The following is a 21,110-nucleotide window of genomic DNA, read 5'->3' on the forward strand; positions in this document are numbered from 1 at the left end:
CGGCGAGGCCGAGCACGGCACCGTCGTCCTGGACGAGGGCGTCGTGACGTACGCCCCCGACGCCGACTACGCCGGCAGCGACGAGTTCACCTACGAGCTCAACGGCGGCTCGACCGCCACCGTGAGCGTGACCGTCGACGGGATCGACGACGTGGCCGTGGCCAACGACGACGCCTTCTCGCTCGACGAGGACGCCGACGCCACGGTGCTCCCGGTCCTGGCCAACGACACCGACGTCGAGGGCGACCCGATCGAGGTCACCGCGGTCGGCGACGCCGAGCACGGCACCGTCACCCTGGTCGACGGCGTGGTCACCTACACGCCCAACGCCAACTACAACGGCACCGACTCCTTCNTCGGTGACCGTCGACGCCGTCGACGACCAGGCCGTCGCGAACGACGACGAGCTCACGATCGAGGAGGACGCCGACGCCACCGAGGTCGACGTGCTCGCCAACGACACCGACGTCGAGGGCGACCCGATCGAGGTCACCGCGGTCGGCGACGCCGAGCACGGCACCGTCACCCTGGTCGACGGCGTGGTCACCTACACGCCCAACGCCAACTACAACGGCACCGACTCCTTCACCTACACCGTGACGGACGGCGCCACCGCCACCGTCGCGGTGACCGTGAACGCCGTGGACGACAAGCCGGTCGCCCACGACGACGAGGTCACCGTCACCGAGGACGACCCGGCCGCCGTGGTCGACGTCCTGGCCAACGACACCGACATCGACGGCGGCCCGAAGCACGTCGCGTCGGTCGGTGCGGCGGCGCACGGCACGGTCACCCTCGTCGACGGCGTGGTCAGCTACCGGCCGAACGCCAACCACGCCGGGTCCGACAGCTTCACCTACACGGTGAACGGTGGCTCGAGCGCCACGGTCGACATCACCGTCAGCGCGGTCGACGACGCCCCCGTCGCGGTCGCGGACTCCGCCGCCGTCGCCGAGGACGCCAGCGCCACGGCGATCAACGTGCTGGCCAACGACACCGACATCGACGGCGGCCCGAAGGCGATCATGTCGGCCACCAACCCGGCCCACGGCACGGTGGTCATCACCGGTGGAGGATCGGGCCTGACCTACAGGCCCGCGGCCAACTACAACGGGGCCGACAGCTTCACCTACACGCTGAACGGCGGCTCGACCGCCACCGTCAGCATCACGGTGACCGCCGTCGACGACGCCCCGGTCGCGGTCAACGACGCCTACACGGTGTCCGAGGACTCCAACGCCACGACGCTCCCCGTGCTGGCCAACGACGCCGACATCGACGGTGGACCGAAGACGATCACTGCGGTGACCCAGCCGGCCAACGGCACGGTCACCATCACGGGCGGCGGCACCGGCCTGACCTACAAGCCGGCGACCAACTACTTCACCCCGCTCAACACGCCGAGCACGTTCACCTACACGCTCGACGGCGGCTCCACCGCCACCGTGTCGATGACGGTGAGCCCGGTCGCGGACAACGGGGCGTCGAACAACCCGACCATCGAGGTGGGTGCCGAGACCACGGTCTACAAGATCGGCACGGCTCCGGTCGTGATCGCTCCCAACCTGGCTCTCACGCACCCCGACTGGCCGTCGTTCTCCGGCGCCACCGTTCGCATCCCCGGCACCGCACAGGCGGGTGACGTGATCGGGTTCGTCAACCAGAACGGCATCGTGGGCAGCTACAGCAACGGCACCCTCACCCTGACGGGTGTCGCGTCGCCTGCGGCCTACCAGGCGGCGCTGCGGACCGTCACGTTCAAGGCCACCAGCACCCCGGAGACCTTCCCGATCGTCTTCACGGTGACCGACGGAGCGACCCCGGCGCGCAGCGCGACCGACAACAGGTCGGTTCAGATCACCAGCTGATCCACTCCCGCAGATCCCGCCGCCCGGCACCGCCCCTCGGGGCAGTGCCGGGCGGCGGTGCATTTCCTGCGGGCACGAGATCCGTCAGGACCACCTGACCTGCGCGCTGTCGCGCCAGTCGTCCCAGCCGCGACCGTCGTCGGGTGACGCCTCGTCGCTGCGGTTCCACAGGGTCAGGTAGAGCGCCACCGCCGACCCGGTGAGCTCGAGGTCGGCGTCGGGCGTCTCGCCGTCGAACCGGCTCGTCACCGGCGGCGCGGCACTCAGCTCGACCAGCCAGCCGCCGCTACCACCCTCGGGGCGTACGGCGATGCGGCGCCCCTCCTCGGACCTCAACCGCGACACGGGGCGCGGCAGGAACCCGGTCAGCAGCTCGTCGATCCCGTCGAGGGCGACCTCCTCGGTGACCCAGTCGGCATCGGCGGCCACCGGGTGGCGACCCAGGCAGGCGGCCAGCGCGTCGACGGCATGGATGGTGGTCTCGTGGCACTGCCGGCGGGCCCAGAACCGGCGCGGTGGCGGGGCGTCGGCGAGGAAGACCAGCGCGTCGAGGTCGTCCGGCGCGGCGCTGATCGCCCCCACCACCTCGATGGCCCCGTCGCGCAGCCACTCCAGCGGGTCGGGCGCCTCCAGCCCCTCGCGCTGCCAGCGGTCCGGGGCCTGGTCGGCGCCGGTCACGACCGCGGCCGCCCAGCGGTGCACCATCCCCTGGTGGGCCACCAGGCGGCGTACGGACCAGTCTGGCGTCGTGGGCACCGGCGCCCGGAGCCCGGCCCGGTCGGCGCACCGCACCAGCGCGACCATCGCCGCGCGCAGGCCCTCCAGGTGCGTGGCGAGGTCGAGGTCGGTGCTCACCGCACCACGGTGGCAGACGCCGGGGACCACGACGAACGAATTTCCTCGTGCCCAGCGGGTGGCCGTGTGGCCGTGCGGGCCGTGCGTCGGGCAGGCTTGTGTCCATGACCACAGAGCACCCGATCGGCATCGACTTCGGCGGCACCGGCATCAAGGCCGCGGCCGTGGACCTCAAGGCCGGCGAGTTCGCGAGCGACCGCGAGAAGATCCAGACCCCCAAGCCGGCCACCCCGGCGGCCGTGGCGGACGTCTTCGCCGAGCTGGTCTCGCGGTTCCCCTCGTCGGACTCGCCGATCGGCGTCACGGTCCCGGCCGTCGTACGCCACGGGGTGGTCCACTCGGCCGCCAACATCGACCCGTCGTGGATCGGTGCCGACGCCGACGCGATCTTCACCGCCGCCCTCGACCGCGAGGTGCACGTCGTCAACGACGCGGACGCCGCCGGGCTGGCCGAGGTCGAGTACGGCGCCGCCAAGGGCCAGCGCGGGCTGGTCATCGTCACCACCCTCGGCACCGGCATCGGCTCCGCGCTCATCCACGACGGCGTGCTGGTGCCCAACTCCGAGCTCGGCCACCTCGAGATCGAGGGCCACGACGCGGAGTCGCGCGCGGCCAACAGCGTGCGCGAGAACGAGGGGCTGTCCTACCCCGTCTGGGCCGAGCGCCTCACCACCTACTACCGCACCGTCGAGCGCCTCTTCTCCCCCGACCTGATCGTCGTGGGTGGTGGCGTCAGCAAGTCCAGCGACCAGTTCCTGCCGCTGATCGACATCGAGACGCCGATCGTGCCCGCGCAGCTGCGCAACAAGGCCGGCATCATCGGCGCGGCGCTGGTCTCCTCGCGCGCGGGCTCCTGACCGGTCCGGTCAGCCCTGCCACCTAGCCCTGGCGAGCCGGGAACAGTCGCTCGCGCAGCGAGGCCCGACGCTGGCGCGGGATGGCGACGGGCGGCACCTCCCACCAGTCCATGCCGACGTGGCCGGCGCGGTTGAAGCCCTCGCGGAACATGTAGTGGCTGCCGCACGAGCACACCCACCGCGTGTCGACGGGATAGTCCGCGTCGCGCACCGGCGCGTTCGGCTGCTCGAGGCAGACGTGGAGCCCTCGACCTGTCATTGCCCGTCCCCCTCGCGCCGGTGACACCACCCGATCGAAGCACGGTAGGAAACCGATGACCGGTCGACCCCGCCCGCGCGGGAACATCGCCACATTTGAGGACGGGAGGGGCGCAACGCTGCCTCAGGCCGCGACCGGCTCGTGCCGGACGTCCTCACCGGCGACGGGCGCCGACCGCTCGCCCAGCACCCGCCGGGTGGCGACCGCCATCACGACCAGCGCGAGCCCGCCGAGCACCCCGACGACGTTGTAGCCGTCGGTGAAGGCCGACTGGGCGGCGTACGCGACCTGGGCCGCGAGGTCCGGCGTCTGCGCGGCCGCGGCCGGCGCCGAGCTGACGCCCTGCGTGGCGATCTCGACGGAGGCGCGACTGGTGCCGGCGGGCAGGGCACCCGGCAGCAGCGCGCGGTAGATGACCGTGACGAGCGTGCCGAGGGTCGCGACGCCCATCGCGACGCCGAGCTCGCCGCAGGTCTCCATCAGGGACGCGGCCGATCCCGCACGCTCGGGCGGCGTCGCCCCCATCACGAGGTTCATCACCAGCGACATCGGCACGCTGACCCCGCCGGCCGCGAGCACCATGGCGACCAGGTGCAGGACCAGCGAGTCGGTGTCGAGCAGGCCGAGCAGCAGGAGGCCGGAGCCGGCGACGACGAGGCCGCCGGTCACGAGGCCGACCGTGTCGAGACGGCGGTCGAGGCGGGGCGCGAGCAGGGTGCCGGCGAGCATGACGAGGTTCTGCGGGACCAGCCACGCGCCGACCTGCAGCGGGGAGAGACCGACGACGCTCTGCAGGTAGATCGCCGCGGCGTACGACACCCCGGCCATGACGACGCCGGTCACGAGGAAGGTGGCGAGGCCGACGGTGAAGCGGCGGTCCTCGAAGAGCGCCAGGTCGACGAGCGGGTCCTCGATGCGCCGCTGCCGGCGGACGAAGGCCGTGCCGGCGACGGCGGCGACGAGCAGGCCCACGAGGGCGCTGGTGACGTGCTCACCGCGAGCGAGCTCCTTGAGTCCGTAGACGCCCGGCAGGATCGTGACGAGCGACAGCACCACCGACGCGGCGTCCGGCAGGGCGTGAGCGCCGCTGCGGGGCGAGTCGGGCAGCAGCCGCGGCGCCACCAGGACGAGCAGCACCATCACCGGCACGCCGACCAGGAAGGCCGAGCCCCACCAGAACCGTTCCAGCAGCGCGCCGCCCACGATGGGGCCGGCCGTCATGCCGCCCATGAAGCACGCGAGCCAGATGCTGATCGCCTGCCCCATCTGCTCGGGCCGGGCGAACATGTGGCGGATCAGCGCCATCGTGCTCGGCATCAGGGTCGCGCCGGAGACGCCGAGGAGGGCGCGAGCGGCGATCAGCATCTCGGGGGTCTGGGCGTACGCCGCCAGCACCGACGTCGCCCCGAAGGCCACCCCACCGACGAGCAGCAGGCGTCGGCTGCCGATGCGGTCGGCCAGCCCGCCCATCGTGACGAGCAGGCCGGCGAGCAGGAAGGAGTAGATGTCGAGGATCCACAGCTGCTCGGTGCTGCTCGCGCCGAGCTCGCGGCTGAGGGTCGGCAGGGCGACGTACAGGACGCTCACGTCGATCGAGATCAGCAGGGTCGGCAGCGTCAGCACGGCCAGGCCGATCCACTCGCGCCTGGTCGCTGCCGGTGCCTCGGGGGTCTGGGCGGTGAAGCTCATGGGTCGTTCCTCCGGGTTCGTGGATGCCGTCACCCACTCCACGAACGGGGAGGGCCGATCTCGACATCGCCCCCACGACTTTCAGGAGCCGGTGACCTCCCGGAAGGCCTCGGTGGCGCCGCGGAGGTAGCGCTCGACGACGGCGCGCTCGGCCTCGTCGAAGCCCTCGTCGAGCTCGCGGAGCCGCCGGAACATCGGCAGCAGCCGCTGCAGCACCTCTTCTCGTCCCGAGGGGGTCACGAGCACCTGCGTACGGCGCCGGTCGAGCTCGTGCGGGGCGCGGGTGACGTGCCCGTGGCTGGCGAGGCGGTCGACGATGCCGGTGCTCGCGGCGGTGGTGACGTTGAGCAGGCGCGCCAGCTCGGCCGGACCGAGGGGCTCGCGGACGAGGTGCTCGAGTGCGGTCAGCTCGGACTCGCTGAGACCGGCCTGACGAGCCACGACCCCGCGCACCCGCGAGGCCACATCGGTGCACTCGCGCAGCGCGTCGAGGCTCCCGGTCTGCCGCCAGGAGGCGGCGAACGCGGTGGCGGGACCGGATTCTTCGGTGTCGGACATTTTACTTCACCAACTTAGCGACTAAGGTGTCTAACTATTATGGCACCGAACACCACCATCTCACCGCTCCTGCGCCCACGACTCGCCTGGCTGGTCGCCCTGCTCCCCCTTCTGCTGGCCGGTGCGCTGATCGCCGGGCTCGGGGAGGGTGAGCGCGACCGCACCAGCCTCGACAGCCTCCCCGCCGGGTTCGACAGCACCCAGGGCACCGAGCTGCGGGACGCGCTGCCCGACGAGGGCGCCGCCACCGCCGTCGTGCTCTGGACCAGCGACGAGGGCACGCTCGGCCGGGACGCGATCACGGACCTCGGCCGCCAGGCCGACCAGCTCGGCGCCGTACCCGCCGGGCCGGACGGCCCCGTGGTCGTGGCGAAGGACGGCACGGCCGCCATCGCGATCGTGCCCGTGGAGTCGAGCTCCGCCACGCAGAACGCCGACAAGGTCACCGAGCTGCGTGACCAGCTCGACGGCGACGACCCCGACGGCGTGACGAGCCAGGTCACCGGTCCGGCCGCCGTCGAGGCCGACCTCGCCGCGGTCTTCGACGGCGCCGACACCAACCTGCTGCTGACCACGGCCGGCGTGGTCGCGTTGCTGCTGCTGCTGACCTACCGCAGCCCCGTGCTCTGGCTGATCCCCCTGACGGTCGTCGGCGTCGCCGACCGGCTGGCCGCCGTGCTCGCCACCCAGTCGCTCGCCCTCGTCGACATTGCCTGGGACGAGTCGACGGTCGGCATCCTGTCCGTGCTCGTCTTCGGTGCCGGCACCGACTACGCCCTGCTCCTCATCTCCCGCTACCGCGACGAGCTGCGGGCGCACGAGTCGCGGCACGTCGCGATGAGCGTCGCCGTGCGGCGTACGGCGGAAGCGGTCCTGTCCAGCGCGACCACCGTCGTCCTGGGACTGCTGACGCTGCTGCTGTCCGTCGTGCCGACGACGCGCGGCCTGGGCCTGGCGTGCGCGATCGGGATCGTGGTGGCGGCGGCCTTCGTGCTGCTCGTGCTGCCGGCGGCGCTCGTGCTCTTCGGGCGCTGGGTGTTCTGGCCGCGGGTGCCGCACGTCGGCGAGGCCGCGCTGGTCGACACCGACTCGTTCTGGCACAAGGTCGGCGCCCGGGTCGAGCGTCGTCCGGCGGCCTTCGTGGCCGGGACCGTCGTCGTCCTCGCGGTGATGGCGATCGGCGTCTTCCGCATCGACACCGGCCTCGACCAGTCGGAGCAGTTCCTCGTCGAGCCCGAGGCGATCGCGGCGTCGAACCGGCTGGCCGAGTCGTTCCCGGCCGGCGTCTCCGACCCGGCGCAGGTGCTGACGCGGGCCGACGGCGAGAAGGTGCTGGCTGCCGTCGAGAAGACCGACGGCGTCGAGAGCGCGAGCATCACCCAGCAGGGCGACGGCATCACGCAGGTCGACGCCGTGCTCTCGGCCGGGTCGGGCACGGACGAGGCTCGCAGCACCGTCGAGGCGTTGCGTACGTCGCTGGAGTCGTTCGACGACACCCACGTCACCGGCACGGAGGCCAGCGCGCTCGACGAGGGTGACGGCGCCGCCCGCGACCGGTTGCTGATCCTGCCCCTGATCCTGGCCCTGGTGCTCGGCGCGCTCTTCGTCCTGCTGCGCGCCGTCGTGGCGCCGCTGCTGCTGGTGGCGACCGTGCTGGCGACGTACGCCGCGAGCATGGGCGTGGCCTGGTGGGTCTTCACCGGACCGCTCGGCTTCTCGGCCCTCGACTCCGGCGTGCCGCTGCTGGCGTTCCTGTTCCTGGTCGCGCTCGGCGTCGACTACAACATCTTCCTCGTCACCCGGGCCCGCGAGGAGGCCGCCGAGCACGGGTCACGCGGCGGCATGCTGCGCGCGCTGACGGCCACCGGCGGGGTGATCACCAGTGCGGGGATCCTGCTCGCGGCCGTCTTCGCCGTGCTCGGCGTGCTGCCGCTGGTCGTGCTCGCGCAGCTCGGCACGATCATCTGCATCGGCGTGCTGCTCGACACGCTCGTCGTGCGGACCGTGCTCGTCCCGGCGCTGGCGTTCGTCCTCGGTGACCGGTTCTGGTGGCCGCGTCGGGTGTCGGGGTAGGTCGTCCCGTGCCTCTTCGGTTTCCCCGGCTAGCCGGGGAAACCCCGACTTAACGGGGCATGCAAACACCTGGAAGTTCACAACTCGCTCACGAAGTCGGGGCCTCGGAGCTCGGGGCAAAGTAGGCCGCGGAGGCCGGGAGGACGAGGAGTACGGCGCTCGCCAACCCGGCGGCGACCATGGTCCAGGCGACCACGGCCACCGCGGGCGCGCTGCCCACCGTCACGATCGGGACCGCGAGGACCGCCCCGCCCGCCGCGGTGAGGGCCAGGATCCTCGCCCACCCGCGGCCGCCGGGCGCGGCGACGGCAACGACGAGCCAGAGCACGATGACCGCGACGGCGAGGGCGACCAGCCCGGCGTGGACGAGCCAGGCGAACAGGTCGAGATTGGTCATCGGCCCCGGGTCAGCGTCCGCCGCCCTCGCAAGGACACGGTCCCACTCCTCCTGCGACACGCCGCGGGGTCGTGCCGGCGGCGGTGGCGTGGTGCCCCGCGTGACCGGCGCGAGGTCCATGACGGTCCAGAGCAGGGCCGTCAGCCCGGCTGCCATGGCCGCGAGGATCGCGCCGGCGGTGACGGAGGGAGGTCGGGTCACGCCGCGACCCTAGTCAGACCGGCGCGGGTCGTGGTCCGCCTTCACGACGTCTCCGCAACCCCTCCACGGTTTCCCCGGCTAGCCGGGGAAACCCGAACTTCCAGCAGCAAGCAAGCCCCGAGAAGTTCGCAACTCGCCCACGAAGTCGTACGCCGCTCAGGCTTCCTTGCCGCTGATCGCGGACGCGACCCGCTTGGCCACGTCGGGGTGGAACACGCTCGGGATGATGAACGAGGCGTGGAGCTCCTCGTCGCTGACCACCGCGGCGATCGCGTCGGCGGCACGCAGCAGCATGTCGATGCTGACGTCCTCGGCGCGGGCGTCGAGCAGGCCGCGGAAGACGCCCGGGAACGCCAGCACGTTGTTGATCTGGTTGGGGTAGTCCGAGCGGCCGCTCGCGACGACCGCGGCGTACTTCGCGGCCGCGGCCGGGTCGACCTCCGGGTCGGGGTTGGCGAGGGCGAAGACCACTGCACCGTCGGCCATGTCGGCGATCCACTCCGGCGTGAGGATGCCCGGCGCGCTCACGCCGACGAAGACGTCGGCGTCGACGAGCACCTCCTGCAGCGACCCGGCCGCCCGGCGCGGGTTGGTGGCGCCGGCCAGCTCCTGGTGGGACGGCGAGAGCGTGGCGTCGTCGGCGGAGAGCGCGCCCTCGCGGTCCACGACCACCACGTCGACCGCGCCCGCGGCGAGGAGGAGGGTGACGATCGCCGTACCCGCCGCGCCGGCCCCCGAGACCACGATCCGCACGTCGGGCAGCGACTTCTTCACGCAGCGCAGGGCGTTCTTCAGCGCGGCGAGCACGACGATCGCGGTGCCGTGCTGGTCGTCGTGGAAGACCGGGATGTCGAGCGACTCGCGCAGCCGGCGCTCGATCTCGAAGCAGCGGGGGGCGGCGATGTCCTCGAGGTTGATGCCGCCGAAGCCGGGCGCGATCATCTCGACGGCCTTGACGATCTCGTCGGTGTCCTGGGTGGCCAGGCAGATCGGCCACGCGTCGATGTCGGCGAACCGCTTGAACAGCGCGGCCTTGCCCTCCATCACCGGCAGCGCGGCGCCGGGGCCGATGTTGCCGAGCCCGAGCACCGCCGAACCGTCGGTGACCACGGCGACCGAGTTGCCCTTGATCGTCAGCCGGCGAACGTCCTCGGGGTTGTCGTGGATCGCCATCGAGACGCGGCCGACGCCGGGCGTGTAGGCCAGCGACAGGTCGTCACGGGTGCGCAGCGGCACCTTCGACTCGACCTTGATCTTTCCGCCGATGTGGAGCAGGAAGGTGCGGTCGGAGACCTTGTGGACCGCGACGCCGTCGAGGGCCTCGACCGCGCGGACCAGCTCCTCGGAGTGGGTCTGGTCGGAGGCCGAGCAGGTGACGTCGACGACGAGCTTGTCGTGGCGCGACTCGGCGACGTCGATCGCGGTGACGATGCCGCCGCCCTCGGCGATGGTCGTCGCGACGGTGCCGACGACGCCGTGATCGGGAGCGGTGTTGAGCCGCATGGTGATCGAGTAGGACGAAGCAGTGGCGGCCATGGCGACGACTCTCGTCGCCCGCGAGGGTTACGGGCAAGTCACCTAGGGTGATTTGCATGACTACCAGCGACGTGACGACCCGCGACAACCCCGACGAGGGCCGCTTCGAGATCCTGGTCGGCGACGAGGTCGCCGGGTTCACGATCTATTCCGTCGAGGACGGCGTCGCCACGATGCCGCACACGGTGGTCGAGAAGGCGTACGACGGCCAGGGGCTCGGCAGCCGGCTCGCGGTCTACGCCCTCGACACCCTGCGCGAGCGTGGCCTGAAGGTCCGGCCGCTGTGCCCGTTCATCAAGGGCTACATCGACCGGCACGAGGAGTACGCCGACCTGGTGGCCTGACTACAGGACCTTCTCGATGTCCCCGGCCAGCTTGGTCGGGTCGGTCGTCGGGGAGTGCCGCGAGATGACCTCGCCGTCGCGGCCGATCAGGAACTTGGTGAAGTTCCACTTGATCTTGCCGCCGAGCAGCCCGCGCTTCTCGCCGCGCAGCCACGCGAAGAGCGGGTGGGCGTCCGTGCCGTTGACGTCGACCTTGGCGAAGAGCGGGAAGTCGACGCCGAAGTTGCGCTCGCAGAACTCCGCGATCTCGTCCTCGGCGCCGGGCTCCTGGTTGCCGAACTGGTCGCACGGGAAGCCGAGGACGGTGAACCCGCGCTCGCCGTACGTGTCCTGCAGCTCCTGGAGTCCCTTGTACTGCGGGGTGAACCCGCACTTCGAGGCGGTGTTGACGACGAGCACGACCTGGCCGGAGAAGTCGGCGAGGTCGGTCTCGGTGCCGTCGATGGCGGTGGCGGAGAAGTCGTTGATCGTGGTCACGGGTGTCCTTCGGAGCGGCTGGTCGATCGGATGGTCGTGTGGACGGTCATCCGGGCGGGCGGACCCGCACCTCGGCCCGCTCCCGCCGGCCGACCGGGTTGGTGTGGCCGTCGAGCACGACCCGCACCAGTCTCTCCCCCAGGTCCAGGACGACCTCGTGCTCGTCGTGCTCGAGCACCTCGCCGCTGACGCGCACCGTCCCGTCGCCGAGGTCCTGCCAGAGCGCGTGCATCCGGCCGGGCTCGACGTCCTCGAGCGCCTCGACGGTCTCGACCTCGCGCCGGTGGCGGAAGCGGACGCGCCACAGCAGGAGCAGGATCGCGAAGATCACGACGTCGGCGATGATCGTGCCCGTGCGGTACGTCGAGCGGCGGACCTCCCCGTCGACGATCGCTGAGGCGGGCTTGCCCGCGATGACGCGCACCGCCACGGTGTCGTCCCGCTCCGCGTCGTCGTACGTCGCTGCGTCGACCTCCGCCGACCACGAACGCCCGTCCGGGTCGATGTCGCGGGGCAGCCGGTAGCTCAGCCACCACCGTGGCTCTGCCTCGGTGCCGAGGTTGCGCGTCTCCGTCACCGGGGCGACCACGTCCTCGCCGGAGCGGACTACGGAGGCGCGGGTGAAGGAGGAGTAGACGATCGGCAGGTTGACCAGCAGCACGAGGACGCCGATCAGCAGCCAGCTGGAGCGGGAGACCCTCACGACCAGCCCTCCGTCCACGCCTGCGTCCAGGTGCCGGCCCGCGCCACCTCGTCGAGCCCGACCCGTTCGCGGATGCGGCGGTCGCGGTCGGCCGTGCGTTCGTCGACGTCGGCCGCGTCGCCACGCACGCCGATCGCGATCCCGGTGAGCAGCACGTGCGTGGCCGGCAGGTCGAGGTCGGCCGCGAGGGCCTCGTGGTCGAAGCCCGCGAACTGGTGGGAGTGCAGCCCCATCGACCGGGCCTGCAGGGTCAGGTGGGCGGCGGCCTGGCCGACGTCGTAGAGCGCGTAGTCGCTGTAGGCCGGCGCGTCCTCGTCGGCGCCGGTGCTGACGTGGGCGGCGGTCACGAAGACCACCGACGCCCGGGGCACCCACCCCGAGTTGCCGCGGCTCAGGCGGGCGACGAGCCGCTCGTGGTTGGCCGATCCGCGCTCGCACACGAAGAACACCCACGGCTGCGAGTTGCCGGCCGACGGCGCCCACTGCGCAGCGTGCAGCAGCCGGTCGATCTCGTCGCGGGTGAGGGTGTGCTGGTCGTCGTACACGCTCGTGCTCCAGCGCGAGCGCATCGGTTCGGACAGGCCCTCGGCGCCGGGCCGGGGCGCGTGGACGATGTCGGGAGGGCCGGCCATGCCGACCAGTATCGGGTCTGCGGTGAGACAAGGGGTTTGCGCCCCACAGGTGAGTGGAACGAGCATGGGCAATCCGACAACCACTGGGGGACCCGTGACACAACCGACCCATCGCAAGCGCTTCGGCTCCATCGTCCTCGTCGCGGTGCTGGCCCTCGTGCTCACCACGCTCGTCGGCTCGCCCGCGGAGGCGAAGCCGAGGAAGGGCAAGGACAAGGTCAGCTACGGCACCACGTCATGGGTCGCCGGCACCCAGGGCTACTCGATCAAGGGCAAGCTCAGCGGCCGCAAGGGACGCAAGGTGCAGCTCCAGATCAAGTGGGCCGACGGCTGGCACACCATCGACAAGGCGAAGACCAAGAAGAAGGGCAAGTTCACCATCACGGGCAACCTCGACTGGTACGGCGCCCACAAGGTCCGGGTCTTCGCACCGAGGTCGAAGGGCTCGCGCGCCAAGGTCTTCAAGGCCAAGTCGTTCAAGATCGCCGTGCCGTGGACGCCGCGCGGTTCGAAGTCGTCCTACCTGCGGATGAACTACAAGGGCGTCAACTTCCAGTGGGACCCCTGCAAGACCATCAAGTACCGCGTCAACCCCGGCTACGCCGGTGAGCCCGCGATCGCCTTCACCCAGCAGGCCGTCGAGCTGCTCGAGCGGGCGACCGGCTTTAGGACGAAGTACGTGGGCACCACCACCTCCGTGCCGATCGACCGCAAGCCCTTCCAGAAGGGCACCGACATGGTCATCGCCTGGTCCAACCAGACCGACTACGCCGACCTCGTGCAGGCCGTCGGCGTCGGCGGCCCCGGCTCGCTGAAGCCCGCGCGCCGCAAGTCCAACAACAAGGTCGTCCTCGAGATCAAGCGCCCCGGCGTCACGATGAACATGGCGTACGCCGGTCTGTACCCGTTCGCCTTCGACGACCCGGCCACCGAGACCTACGGCCTCGTGCTGATCCACGAGCTGGGCCACGCGTTCGGCCTCGAGCACTTCGCCGACAACATCCAGGTCATGCACCCGGGCGACCGTCCGCCGTCGGAGACCGGCTACCACGCGTGGTACGAGGCCGGCGACCTCGCCGGGCTCAAGGCCCAGGGCGCGCAGGGCGGCTGCCTCAAGCCCTACCGCAACCGTGGTCGCTACTCCGCGATCGACCTCACGAACATCCCGGACTTCATGCGGGAGTGAGCTGAGAGATGCACGAAGGCCCCGGAGTGATCCGGGGCCTTCGTCGTGTGTGCGCGAGGGGGGATTTGAACCCCCACGCCCTTTCGGACACTGGCACCTGAAGCCAGCGCGTCTGCCGTTCCGCCACTCGCGCGAGAAGCGGGAGACAGGCTATCCCACGCCGCGCCGTGCCTCCCAATCGCCTCGTCGGCCGGGTCGGCGCATCGTCGGCGCATCGTCGACGCGTCGTCGGCACATCGTCGGCGCGCCGCCCTCCCGCAGCAGTGAGCCACGCTCCGGACAGTACGATCGGGCACACCTACGTGACCCCGCGCCGTCCAGACGGTTGCTCCTGCGCGCCCCGGCCCGACCCACCCGCGAACTGACAAGTGAGAGAGGAGGCGCTGGACGTGAACGCCCTGCAACGCTTCGAGCACAAGCTGGAGCAGATGATCTCCGGCGCCTTCGCCCGTGCGTTCCGCAGCGCCGTGCAGCCCGTCGAGATCGCCGCGGCCCTGCAGCGCGAGGTCGACAACAACGCGCAGATCCTCAGCCGCGACCGGCGCCTGGTGCCCAACACCTTCCACGTCGAGCTCTCCGCGACCGACCTCGAGCGGCTGCACGGCTACGACGACGCGATGGGCCGCGACCTGATCGACCAGCTCAAGGACCACGCGGACTCGCAGGGCTACGTCTTCACCGGCCCGGTCAGCGTGGACTTCGAGACCGCCGACGACCTCACCACCGGCCGGTTCCGCATCCGCAGCCAGGCCGAGGCCAAGGTCACCGACAACGACCAGCGCACCCGCACCCGCTCGGCGCGCGCCGTGCTCGAGGTCAACGGCACGCGCCATCCGCTGCGCGCGCCCGGCCTCGTCGTCGGCCGCGGCACCGAGGCCGACCTGCGCATCAACGACCCGGGCGTCAGTCGCCAGCACGTCGAGTTCCTCGTCAACGGCGAGGACCTCGAGGTCGTCGACCTCGGCTCCACCAACGGCATGCTCGTCAACGGCACCAAGGTCCCCCGCGCGGTGCTGCGCGACGGCGCCGAGGTGAAGATCGGGCGGACGACGATGACGGTGCGCCTCGACGCCCACCTCGACGGGGAGGCGTGAGCCGTGTCCGAGCTGACCCTGTTCCTGATCCGGTTCGCCTTCCTCGCGATCCTGTGGATCTTCGTGCTCTCCGCGGTCTCGGTGATCCGCTCCGACATGTTCGGCGCGCGCGTCCCGGAGACGGCCCGCGGCAGCGCCCCGGCCCGCGGCAAGGGCAAGGCCAAGGCGCCCACGAAGCGGCGCGGCTCGCCGACCCACCTGATCGTGGTCGAGGGCGACAACACCGGCGCCCGCGCCGAGCTCGCGGACGCGCCCCTGCTCATCGGCCGCGGCAGCGACGCGGCGATCAAGCTCGACGACGACTATGTCTCGACCCGCCACGCCCGCGTCGCCGCGAGTGGTGACGAGTGGTTCGTCGAGGACCTCGGCTCGACCAACGGCACCTACGTCGGCACCGCGCGGATCACCCAGCCCACCACCATCGGGCTCGGCGTCCAGGTGCGGATCGGCAAGACCATCCTCGAGCTGCGGAAGTAGGCGCGATGGAGCAGCTCTTCCTCCAGTTCTCGGCCATCTCCGACGTCGGGCGCATCCGCAAGGACAACCAGGACTCCGGCTACGCCGGTCCGTGGCTGCTGACCGTCTGCGACGGCGTCGGCGGCGCGGCCCGTGGCGACCTCGCCTCGGCGACCGCCGTCCAGGCACTGCGCAAGCTCGACGCCCCGCCGAGCGACGACCTGCTCGGCCAGGTCGCCGGCGCCATCCACCGCGCCAACGACCGGATCTCCGAGATCATCGACGAGGACCCCGCCCTCAAGGGCACCAGCACCACCGCGTCGGTGCTGCTCTTCGACGGCACCAAGGTCGCCGTCGGCCACCTCGGCGACAGCCGGGCCTACCTCCTGCGCGACGGCGGGCTGCGCCAGCTCACCCACGACCACACCTTCGTCCAGACCCTGATCGACGAGGGCCGGATCACCGAGGAGCAGTCGCGGACCCACCCGCACCGCAACCTCATCCTCAAGGCCGTCGACGGCATCCGGCACGAGGAGCCCGACCTCTTCGAGGTGCCGGTGCAGGTCGGCGACCGGCTCTTCGTGTGCAGCGACGGCGCGTGCGGCTTCCTCACCGACGACCGGATGGCCGACATCCTCCGCAGCGGCACCCCCGACTTCGCCGCGGTCGAGCTGGTCCGCGCCAGCCTGGAGGCGGGCAGCAGCGACAACGTCACCTGCGTCGTGGCCGAGGTCGTTGCCGAGACCCCCGACCCCGCCCTCGAGCCGCTGCTCGTCGGTGCCGCCGCCGACCTCCCGCGCCGGCTCGCCACCAGCGGCGCGACCCGCAGCCGCGGCTTCCGCGGCCACCGCTCGGGCGACACCGGCGAGATCCCGCCGGTGCCCGACCTGCCCGGCGACCTGCCCAGCGACGTCCACGCCATCACCAACGACCCGATCGATCCCGAGGCGGCCCGCTACGCCCCGCGGCCCCCGGCCAGCCACACCTGGCTCAAGCGCGTCCTCGCGCTGGCCGTGGCCGTCGGCCTCGCCTGGATCGCCCTCGCCTTCGCGTGGTCGTGGAGCCAGAGCCAGTTCTACGTCGGCGAGCACGACGGCCGGATCGCGATCTTCCGCGGACTCAACGCCGACATCCCCGGCATCGAGATGTCGCACCCCTACGAGGTCAGCGACGTCGAGCTCGACAACCTCAGCGAGATCGACTCCGACACCATCATGGGCGGGATCGAGGCCACCGACCTCGAGGAGGCCCGCGCCACCGTCGAGAACTACGCCGCCCTCCAGGACCTGCCCGGATGACCCAGACCGGCGCCCTGATGGGGTTCGTGCACCGGCGTCGCCGCGGTGCCGAGCTCTTCCTGCTCCTGCTCGCCCTGGTGGTGGGCATCGGCGCCTACGCCGCCGTCGGCCTCGGTGTCGAGGGCACCGTCCCGGCCGACATCGTGGGGTACGGCGGATGGCTGGCCGGCCTCGTCGTGGCGGCCCACGTCGCGGTGCGGATCGTGGCGCCGTACGCCGATCCGGTGCTGCTGCCCCTCGTCGCCGCCCTCAACGGACTCGGCCTGGCGGTCATCCACCGCCTCGACCTGACCTACGAGGCGATCGGTCGCACGAACCACACGTTCGCCACCCAGCAGCTGACGTGGATGACGCTCGGCGTCGTCCTGTTCGTCGCCACGCTGGTGCTGCTGCGCGACCACCGCATCCTGCAGCGGCTGACCTACACCTCGGGCCTGGCCGGCATCGCGCTGCTGGTGCTGCCCTTCCTGCCCGTCATCGGCAAGGACATCAACGGCGCCAAGATCTGGATCAACGCCGCGGGCTTCAGCTTCCAGCCCGGCGAGGTCGCCAAGGTCCTGCTGGTCATCGCGTTCGCGGGCTACCTCGTCCAGCACCGCGACGCCCTGGCGCTGGCCGGTCGCCGCGTCGTCTTCGTCGACCTGCCGCGCGGCCGCGACCTCGGCCCGATCCTGGCCATGTTCGGCGTCTCGATGATGATCCTGGTCCTCCAGAACGACCTCGGCTCGTCGCTGCTGTTCTTCGGCCTGTTCCTGGTGATGCTCTACGTCGCGACCGAGCGCCCCGGCTGGCTGGTGGTCGGCGCGGTGCTCTTCGGCGCGGGCGCGCTGGCCGCCTACACCTTCGTCGGCAACGTGCAGAACCGCTTCAACATCTGGCTGCACCCGATGGACTACTACCCCGGCACCAGCTTCCAGCCCGTCGAGGCGATGTTCGGGATGGGCTGGGGCGGCCTGATCGGGCGCGGCTTCGGCGGCGGCATGCCGGAGCGGATCATCTACGCCGAGGCCGACTACATCCTGGCCGCGATCGGCGAGGAGCTCGGCCTGACCGCCGTGATGGCGGTGATCGTCTGCTACGGCCTGATCGTCGAGCGGGCGCTGCGGATCGCGCTGATCTCGCGTGACGGGTTCGGCAAGCTGCTCGCCGTCGGCTTCGCCAGCATCGTCGCGCTCCAGGTCTTCGTGGTCGTCGGCGGCGTGACCGGGCTGATCCCGCTGACCGGTCTCACCACGCCCTTCCTGTCGTACGGCGGGTCGTCGCTGGTCGCCAACTGGGTGATCATCGCGCTGCTGATGCGCATCTCCGACCACGCCCGCCGGCCGATCCCTCGGATGTCGGACGACACCGGCGAGATGGCCGACAGCGAGCACACCCAGGTGGTGAAGCTCCAGTGATTCACCCCACGATTTTCCTCGCTTCGCTCCCGATTCCGCGGGGGCCCCGATGAACAAGCCGATCCGGACGATCTCGATGTTCTGCCTGGTGCTCTTCGTGGCCCTGCTGATCAACGCGACGTACCTCATGTACTTCCGCTCCGACGAGCTGGCCGCGGACGCCCGCAACCGGCGCGTCGTCACGGCCGCGTTCGCGCGCGAGCGCGGGGCGATCCTCGTGGACAAGCAGCCGGTCGCGCGCAGCCTGCCCTCGGACGACCAGTACGAGTTCCAGCGGACCTACCCGCAGCCGCTGCGCTACGCGCCGATCACCGGCTACTTCTCCTACTACTCCCAGACCGGCATCGAGCGCTCGCAGAACGACGTCCTCTCCGGCGACGACCCGCGGCTGTTCGTGACCCGGCTCGTCGACATGCTCAGCAACGCTGAGCCCAAGGGCGGCAACGTCGAGCTGACCATCGACCCCGCCGCCCAGGACGCCGCCTTCGACGGCCTCCAGGCGCTGCCCGGCGACGCCCGAGGCGCGGTCGTCGCGCTCGAGCCCAGCACCGGCAAGGTGCTGGCGATGGTCTCCAACCCGACCTTCGACCCCAACGTCCTCGCCTCCCACGACCTGAACGAGGTCGAGGACGAGGCCAAGCGCCTCGAGGACGACCCGGCGACGCCGCTGATCAACCGCTCGATCGGCACCACGCTGCCGCCCGGGTCGACGTTCAAGCTCGTCACCGCGGCCGCCGCCATCGAGTCGGGCGACTACGACAAGGACTCGATGGTCCCCGGCGTGGCGCAGTTCCAGCTGCCCCAGTCGACGACCAAGGTCGGCAACTGGCAGGGCGGCAGCTGCGGCGCCAACAAGATCACCCTGACCCAGGCGCTGGCGGTCTCGTGCAACGTCAGCTTCCTGACGATCGCCAACGAGCTCGGCAACGAGACGATGGCCAAGCAGGCCGAGGCGTTCGGCTTCAACTCCACCGCGCTGACCGACCTGCCGGGCCAGGCCCGCTCGCTCTACCCCACCGACATGGACGAGCCGCAGACCGCGCTGTCGGGCATCGGCCAGTCGAGCGTGACGGCCACCCCGCTCCAGATGGCGATGGTCGCGGCCGGGATCGCCAACGGCGGCGAGGTCATGCAGCCCTACCTCGTCGACGAGGTCCGCGCCCCCAACGCCTCGCTGCTCGACAAGACCGACGAGAAGCCCTACTCGCGTGCGATCTCCCGCACCACTGCCGACGAGCTGACCGACATGATGGTCGCGACGGTGAACGACGGCACCGCCGGCGTGGCCGCGATCCCGGGCATCGAGGTCGCCGGCAAGACGGGCACCGCCCAGTCGACCGACTCGCGACCGCCGTACGCCTGGTTCGTGTCCTTCGCCCCGGCCGACGACCCCAAGGTCGCGGTCGCCGTGATGGTCGAGGCCAGTGACACCGCACGCGACGAGATCGCGGGCGGCACCCTCGGCGGCCCGATCGCCAAGGCCGTGATGCAGGCGGTGCTGGACCAGTGAGCGAGCGAAGCGAGCGAGCCATCCAACACCGCGCGACATGTGCCTCATGCGCGCGCGGAGCGAAGCGAGCACGGGCATGAGCGACGACACCCGCTTCGCCGACGACGCGCACCGCTACGTCCTCACCTCGCGGATCGCGACCGGCGGCATGGGCGAGGTGTGGCGCGGGCGCGACACGACGCTGGATCGCGACGTCGCGGTGAAGCTGCTGAAGGCGGAGTACGCCGACGACGTGACGTTCCGCCGCCGGTTCGAGAACGAGGCGCAGCATGCGGCGTCGCTGCACCACCCGGGGATCGCGGGCGTCTACGACTTCGGCGAGGGTGCGCCGACCGACGGCTCGGGCACACACCGGCCCTACCTCGTGATGGAGCTCGTCGACGGGCAGCCGCTGTCGGCCCTGCTGCGCCCCGGCGCCCCGCTCGACGCGGGCGTGACGCAGGACCTGATGGCGCAGGCGGCCGAGGCGCTCGGTGCCGCCCACCGCGCCGGGATCGTGCACCGCGACGTGAAGCCCGGCAACCTGATCGTCACCCCCGACCGCACGATCAAGGTGACCGACTTCGGCATCGCCCGCGCCGCCGACGGGCTCGCGATCACCGAGACCGGCCAGGTGATGGGCACCCCCGCCTACCTCTCCCCCGAGCAGGCCGAGGGCGGCAAGGCCACGTCGGCCTCCGACGTCTACAGCCTGGCCTGCGTCGCGTTCGAGTGCCTGACGGGTCGCCGCGCGTTCGTCGCCGAGACGGCGGTCGCCACCGCGGTCGCGCACCTGCGCCAGCCCGTCCCCTCGCTCCCGCCCTCGGTGCCCGCCGGTCTCGCCGCCGTCGTGACCCGCGCCCTGGCCAAGTCGCCCGCGGAGAGGTACGCCGACGGGTCGGCGTTCGCCGCCGCGCTCCGCTCGCCCGACGCGCCGACCGCTGTGACCGCCCCGGTCCCCACGCCGGTCCCCGCGCCGGCGAGCGAGACCCAGGTCCTGTCGACCACGCAGGCGACCCCCCTCGACACCCCGGTCGAGGGACCGCCGGCGCAGCGGCGTACGAACGTGGCGGGGTGGTTCGTGCTCGGCGCGCTGCTGGTGGCCGCCGCGCTGATCGCGTGGCAGATCGTCAGCGGCAGCGGCGCGGACGACGAGCCGGCCGACACCCCCACCACGGGCCAGACCCGCACCCAGACCGAGTCGCCGAGCACGTCGGAGTCGCCGACGGCCGAGAGCGTCGAGGTGGACGCGGACGACTACATCGGCGACGACATCAAGGACGTCCAGTCGGCGCTGAAGGCTCTCGGCCTCAAGGTCAGCCGGGTGAAGCTCGACAACCCGGGCGACGAGCTGGAGAACACCGTGGCGGCCGTGGACCCGTCGGGCACCCTCGAGAAGGGCGACACGGTCAGCGTCAGCTACTGGGGCAAGGCGAAGAAGCAGACCCCCACCGAGACCCCCACCGAAACTCCGACCGAGACCCCCACCGAGACCCCCACGGAGACTCCCACAGAGACGCCGACCGAGACGCCGACCGAGACCCCCACGGAGACTCCCACCGAGACGCCGACGGCCGCGGTCCCGACCGAGACACCTGCCGTAACGCCTGCCATGACCCCCACCGGGACCCCCACCGGGACCCCCACCGGGACACCGTCGGTGGCGCCGCCGACGCAGGCGTCCACCCCCGGTATCGGCGAGACGACCGCGCCCACCGAGAGCCCGACCCCGTGAGAGGCG

The 21,110-nt window shown here is 71.5% G+C and carries 20 protein-coding genes, 1 tRNA gene and 1 pseudogene; 12 read left to right on the forward strand and 10 right to left on the reverse strand.

Annotated elements, in window-relative coordinates:
• Positions 1-43 precede the first annotated feature (43 nt).
• Positions 44-295, forward strand: a pseudogene (locus tag C7S10_RS23145) (Ig-like domain-containing protein); the annotation flags it as partial.
• Between the two features lie 64 nt (positions 296-359).
• Complete coding sequence (locus C7S10_RS08780) at positions 360-1,868, forward strand: Ig-like domain-containing protein (protein WP_108344073.1); 1,509 nt, start codon at positions 360-362, stop codon at positions 1,866-1,868.
• An 84-nt stretch (positions 1,869-1,952) separates the two neighbouring features.
• Here C7S10_RS08780 and C7S10_RS08785 read toward each other — a convergent pair whose 3' ends face one another.
• Complete coding sequence (locus tag C7S10_RS08785; protein WP_108344357.1) at positions 1,953-2,723, reverse strand: maleylpyruvate isomerase N-terminal domain-containing protein; 771 nt, start codon at positions 2,721-2,723, stop codon at positions 1,953-1,955.
• A 104-nt stretch (positions 2,724-2,827) separates the two neighbouring features.
• On the opposite strand from C7S10_RS08785, the gene ppgK reads away from it, so the two are divergent.
• Complete coding sequence (gene ppgK / locus C7S10_RS08790) at positions 2,828-3,580, forward strand: polyphosphate--glucose phosphotransferase (protein WP_108344074.1); 753 nt, start codon at positions 2,828-2,830, stop codon at positions 3,578-3,580.
• Between the two features lie 22 nt (positions 3,581-3,602).
• On the opposite strand, the gene C7S10_RS08795 is transcribed toward ppgK, so the two are convergent.
• The 3 genes from C7S10_RS08795 to C7S10_RS08805 form a co-directional block, all read right to left on the reverse strand.
• On the reverse strand, positions 3,603-3,839 hold the full coding sequence (locus C7S10_RS08795) for a hypothetical protein (RefSeq protein ID WP_108344075.1): 237 nt from the start codon (positions 3,837-3,839) through the stop codon (positions 3,603-3,605).
• 123 nt (positions 3,840-3,962) lie between these two features.
• A complete protein-coding gene (locus C7S10_RS08800) occupies positions 3,963-5,528 on the reverse strand; it encodes an MFS transporter (RefSeq protein WP_108344076.1) in 1,566 nt (521 codons plus the stop codon).
• Between the two features lie 81 nt (positions 5,529-5,609).
• Entirely contained in the window at positions 5,610-6,086 is a 477-nt protein-coding gene (locus C7S10_RS08805) for a MarR family winged helix-turn-helix transcriptional regulator (RefSeq protein ID WP_108344077.1), read from the reverse strand.
• A 39-nt stretch (positions 6,087-6,125) separates the two neighbouring features.
• Here C7S10_RS08805 and C7S10_RS08810 point away from each other — a divergent pair, with 39 nt between their 5' ends.
• The gene (locus C7S10_RS08810; RefSeq protein WP_108344078.1) at positions 6,126-8,159 is read left to right on the forward strand and encodes an MMPL family transporter; all 2,034 of its coding nucleotides are present in this window, start codon (positions 6,126-6,128) and stop codon (positions 8,157-8,159) included.
• A gap of 88 nt (positions 8,160-8,247) precedes the next feature.
• Here C7S10_RS08810 and C7S10_RS08815 read toward each other — a convergent pair whose 3' ends face one another.
• Entirely contained in the window at positions 8,248-8,757 is a 510-nt protein-coding gene (locus C7S10_RS08815) for a hypothetical protein (RefSeq protein WP_108344079.1), read from the reverse strand.
• Between the two features lie 156 nt (positions 8,758-8,913).
• Positions 8,914-10,293: an NAD-dependent malic enzyme gene (locus tag C7S10_RS08820; RefSeq protein WP_108344080.1), complete on the reverse strand. Its 1,380-nt coding sequence runs from the start codon at positions 10,291-10,293 to the stop codon at positions 8,914-8,916.
• Positions 10,294-10,349: 56 nt separating this feature from the next.
• On the opposite strand from C7S10_RS08820, the gene C7S10_RS08825 reads away from it, so the two are divergent.
• Positions 10,350-10,637, forward strand: a complete 288-nt coding sequence (locus tag C7S10_RS08825; RefSeq protein WP_108344081.1) for a GNAT family N-acetyltransferase — start codon at positions 10,350-10,352, stop codon at positions 10,635-10,637.
• Here C7S10_RS08825 and C7S10_RS08830 read toward each other — a convergent pair whose 3' ends face one another.
• Genes C7S10_RS08830 through C7S10_RS08840 form a run of 3 tightly spaced genes read right to left on the reverse strand, consistent with a single transcriptional unit; the run spans position 10,638 to position 12,449 of the window.
• Positions 10,638-11,114, reverse strand: a complete 477-nt coding sequence (locus C7S10_RS08830; protein ID WP_108344082.1) for a glutathione peroxidase — start codon at positions 11,112-11,114, stop codon at positions 10,638-10,640.
• A 46-nt stretch (positions 11,115-11,160) separates the two neighbouring features.
• Positions 11,161-11,817 carry a hypothetical protein gene (locus tag C7S10_RS08835; RefSeq protein ID WP_133176471.1) on the reverse strand — a complete coding sequence of 219 codons (657 nt, stop codon included), beginning with the start codon at positions 11,815-11,817 and terminating at the stop codon, positions 11,161-11,163.
• Positions 11,814-12,449, reverse strand: a complete 636-nt coding sequence (locus C7S10_RS08840; RefSeq protein WP_108344084.1) for a nitroreductase family protein — start codon at positions 12,447-12,449, stop codon at positions 11,814-11,816. Before C7S10_RS08840 ends, C7S10_RS08835 begins: the two co-directional genes overlap by 4 nt.
• Positions 12,450-12,543: 94 nt before the next feature.
• Between C7S10_RS08840 and C7S10_RS08845 the strand changes: the two genes are divergently transcribed.
• Entirely contained in the window at positions 12,544-13,635 is a 1,092-nt protein-coding gene (locus C7S10_RS08845; RefSeq protein ID WP_108344085.1) for a zinc metalloprotease, read from the forward strand.
• A 50-nt stretch (positions 13,636-13,685) separates the two neighbouring features.
• On the opposite strand, the gene C7S10_RS08850 is transcribed toward C7S10_RS08845, so the two are convergent.
• Positions 13,686-13,768 (reverse strand) — tRNA-Leu (locus C7S10_RS08850).
• 256 nt (positions 13,769-14,024) lie between these two features.
• Here C7S10_RS08850 and C7S10_RS08855 point away from each other — a divergent pair.
• The 6 genes from C7S10_RS08855 (at position 14,025) to C7S10_RS08880 (ending at position 21,104) form a co-directional block, all read left to right on the forward strand.
• Positions 14,025-14,729: an FhaA domain-containing protein gene (locus C7S10_RS08855; RefSeq protein ID WP_108344086.1), complete on the forward strand. Its 705-nt coding sequence runs from the start codon at positions 14,025-14,027 to the stop codon at positions 14,727-14,729.
• A gap of 3 nt (positions 14,730-14,732) precedes the next feature.
• Complete coding sequence (locus C7S10_RS08860; RefSeq protein ID WP_108344087.1) at positions 14,733-15,206, forward strand: FHA domain-containing protein FhaB/FipA; 474 nt, start codon at positions 14,733-14,735, stop codon at positions 15,204-15,206.
• 5 nt (positions 15,207-15,211) lie between these two features.
• Complete coding sequence (locus tag C7S10_RS08865) at positions 15,212-16,483, forward strand: PP2C family protein-serine/threonine phosphatase (protein WP_108344088.1); 1,272 nt, start codon at positions 15,212-15,214, stop codon at positions 16,481-16,483.
• Entirely contained in the window at positions 16,480-17,880 is a 1,401-nt protein-coding gene (locus tag C7S10_RS08870; protein WP_108344089.1) for an FtsW/RodA/SpoVE family cell cycle protein, read from the forward strand. The genes C7S10_RS08865 and C7S10_RS08870 overlap by 4 nt, the downstream gene beginning before the upstream one ends.
• 49 nt (positions 17,881-17,929) lie before the next feature.
• Positions 17,930-19,390, forward strand: coding sequence for a peptidoglycan D,D-transpeptidase FtsI family protein (locus tag C7S10_RS08875; protein ID WP_108344090.1), 1,461 nt, complete (start codon positions 17,930-17,932; stop codon positions 19,388-19,390).
• Positions 19,391-19,466: 76 nt separating this feature from the next.
• Positions 19,467-21,104, forward strand: a complete 1,638-nt coding sequence (locus C7S10_RS08880) for a serine/threonine protein kinase (protein WP_165807093.1) — start codon at positions 19,467-19,469, stop codon at positions 21,102-21,104.
• Positions 21,105-21,110 lie beyond the last annotated feature (6 nt).

Source organism: Nocardioides currus (assembly GCF_003057875.1).
GTDB lineage: Bacteria > Actinomycetota > Actinomycetes > Propionibacteriales > Nocardioidaceae > Nocardioides > Nocardioides currus.

Coding starts and splice junctions, on each gene's coding strand:
- ppgK (WP_108344074.1), top strand. CDS start 2,828: ATGACCACAGAGCACCCGATCGGCATCGACTTCGGCGGCACCGGCATC.
- C7S10_RS08795 (WP_108344075.1), bottom strand. CDS start 3,839: ATGACAGGTCGAGGGCTCCACGTCTGCCTCGAGCAGCCGAACGCGCCG.
- C7S10_RS08800 (WP_108344076.1), bottom strand. CDS start 5,528: ATGAGCTTCACCGCCCAGACCCCCGAGGCACCGGCAGCGACCAGGCGC.
- C7S10_RS08805 (WP_108344077.1), bottom strand. CDS start 6,086: ATGTCCGACACCGAAGAATCCGGTCCCGCCACCGCGTTCGCCGCCTCC.
- C7S10_RS08810 (WP_108344078.1), top strand. CDS start 6,126: ATGGCACCGAACACCACCATCTCACCGCTCCTGCGCCCACGACTCGCC.
- C7S10_RS08820 (WP_108344080.1), bottom strand. CDS start 10,293: ATGGCCGCCACTGCTTCGTCCTACTCGATCACCATGCGGCTCAACACC.
- C7S10_RS08825 (WP_108344081.1), top strand. CDS start 10,350: ATGACTACCAGCGACGTGACGACCCGCGACAACCCCGACGAGGGCCGC.
- C7S10_RS08840 (WP_108344084.1), bottom strand. CDS start 12,449: ATGGCCGGCCCTCCCGACATCGTCCACGCGCCCCGGCCCGGCGCCGAG.
- C7S10_RS08865 (WP_108344088.1), top strand. CDS start 15,212: ATGGAGCAGCTCTTCCTCCAGTTCTCGGCCATCTCCGACGTCGGGCGC.
- C7S10_RS08870 (WP_108344089.1), top strand. CDS start 16,480: ATGACCCAGACCGGCGCCCTGATGGGGTTCGTGCACCGGCGTCGCCGC.
- C7S10_RS08875 (WP_108344090.1), top strand. CDS start 17,930: ATGAACAAGCCGATCCGGACGATCTCGATGTTCTGCCTGGTGCTCTTC.
- C7S10_RS08880 (WP_165807093.1), top strand. CDS start 19,467: ATGAGCGACGACACCCGCTTCGCCGACGACGCGCACCGCTACGTCCTC.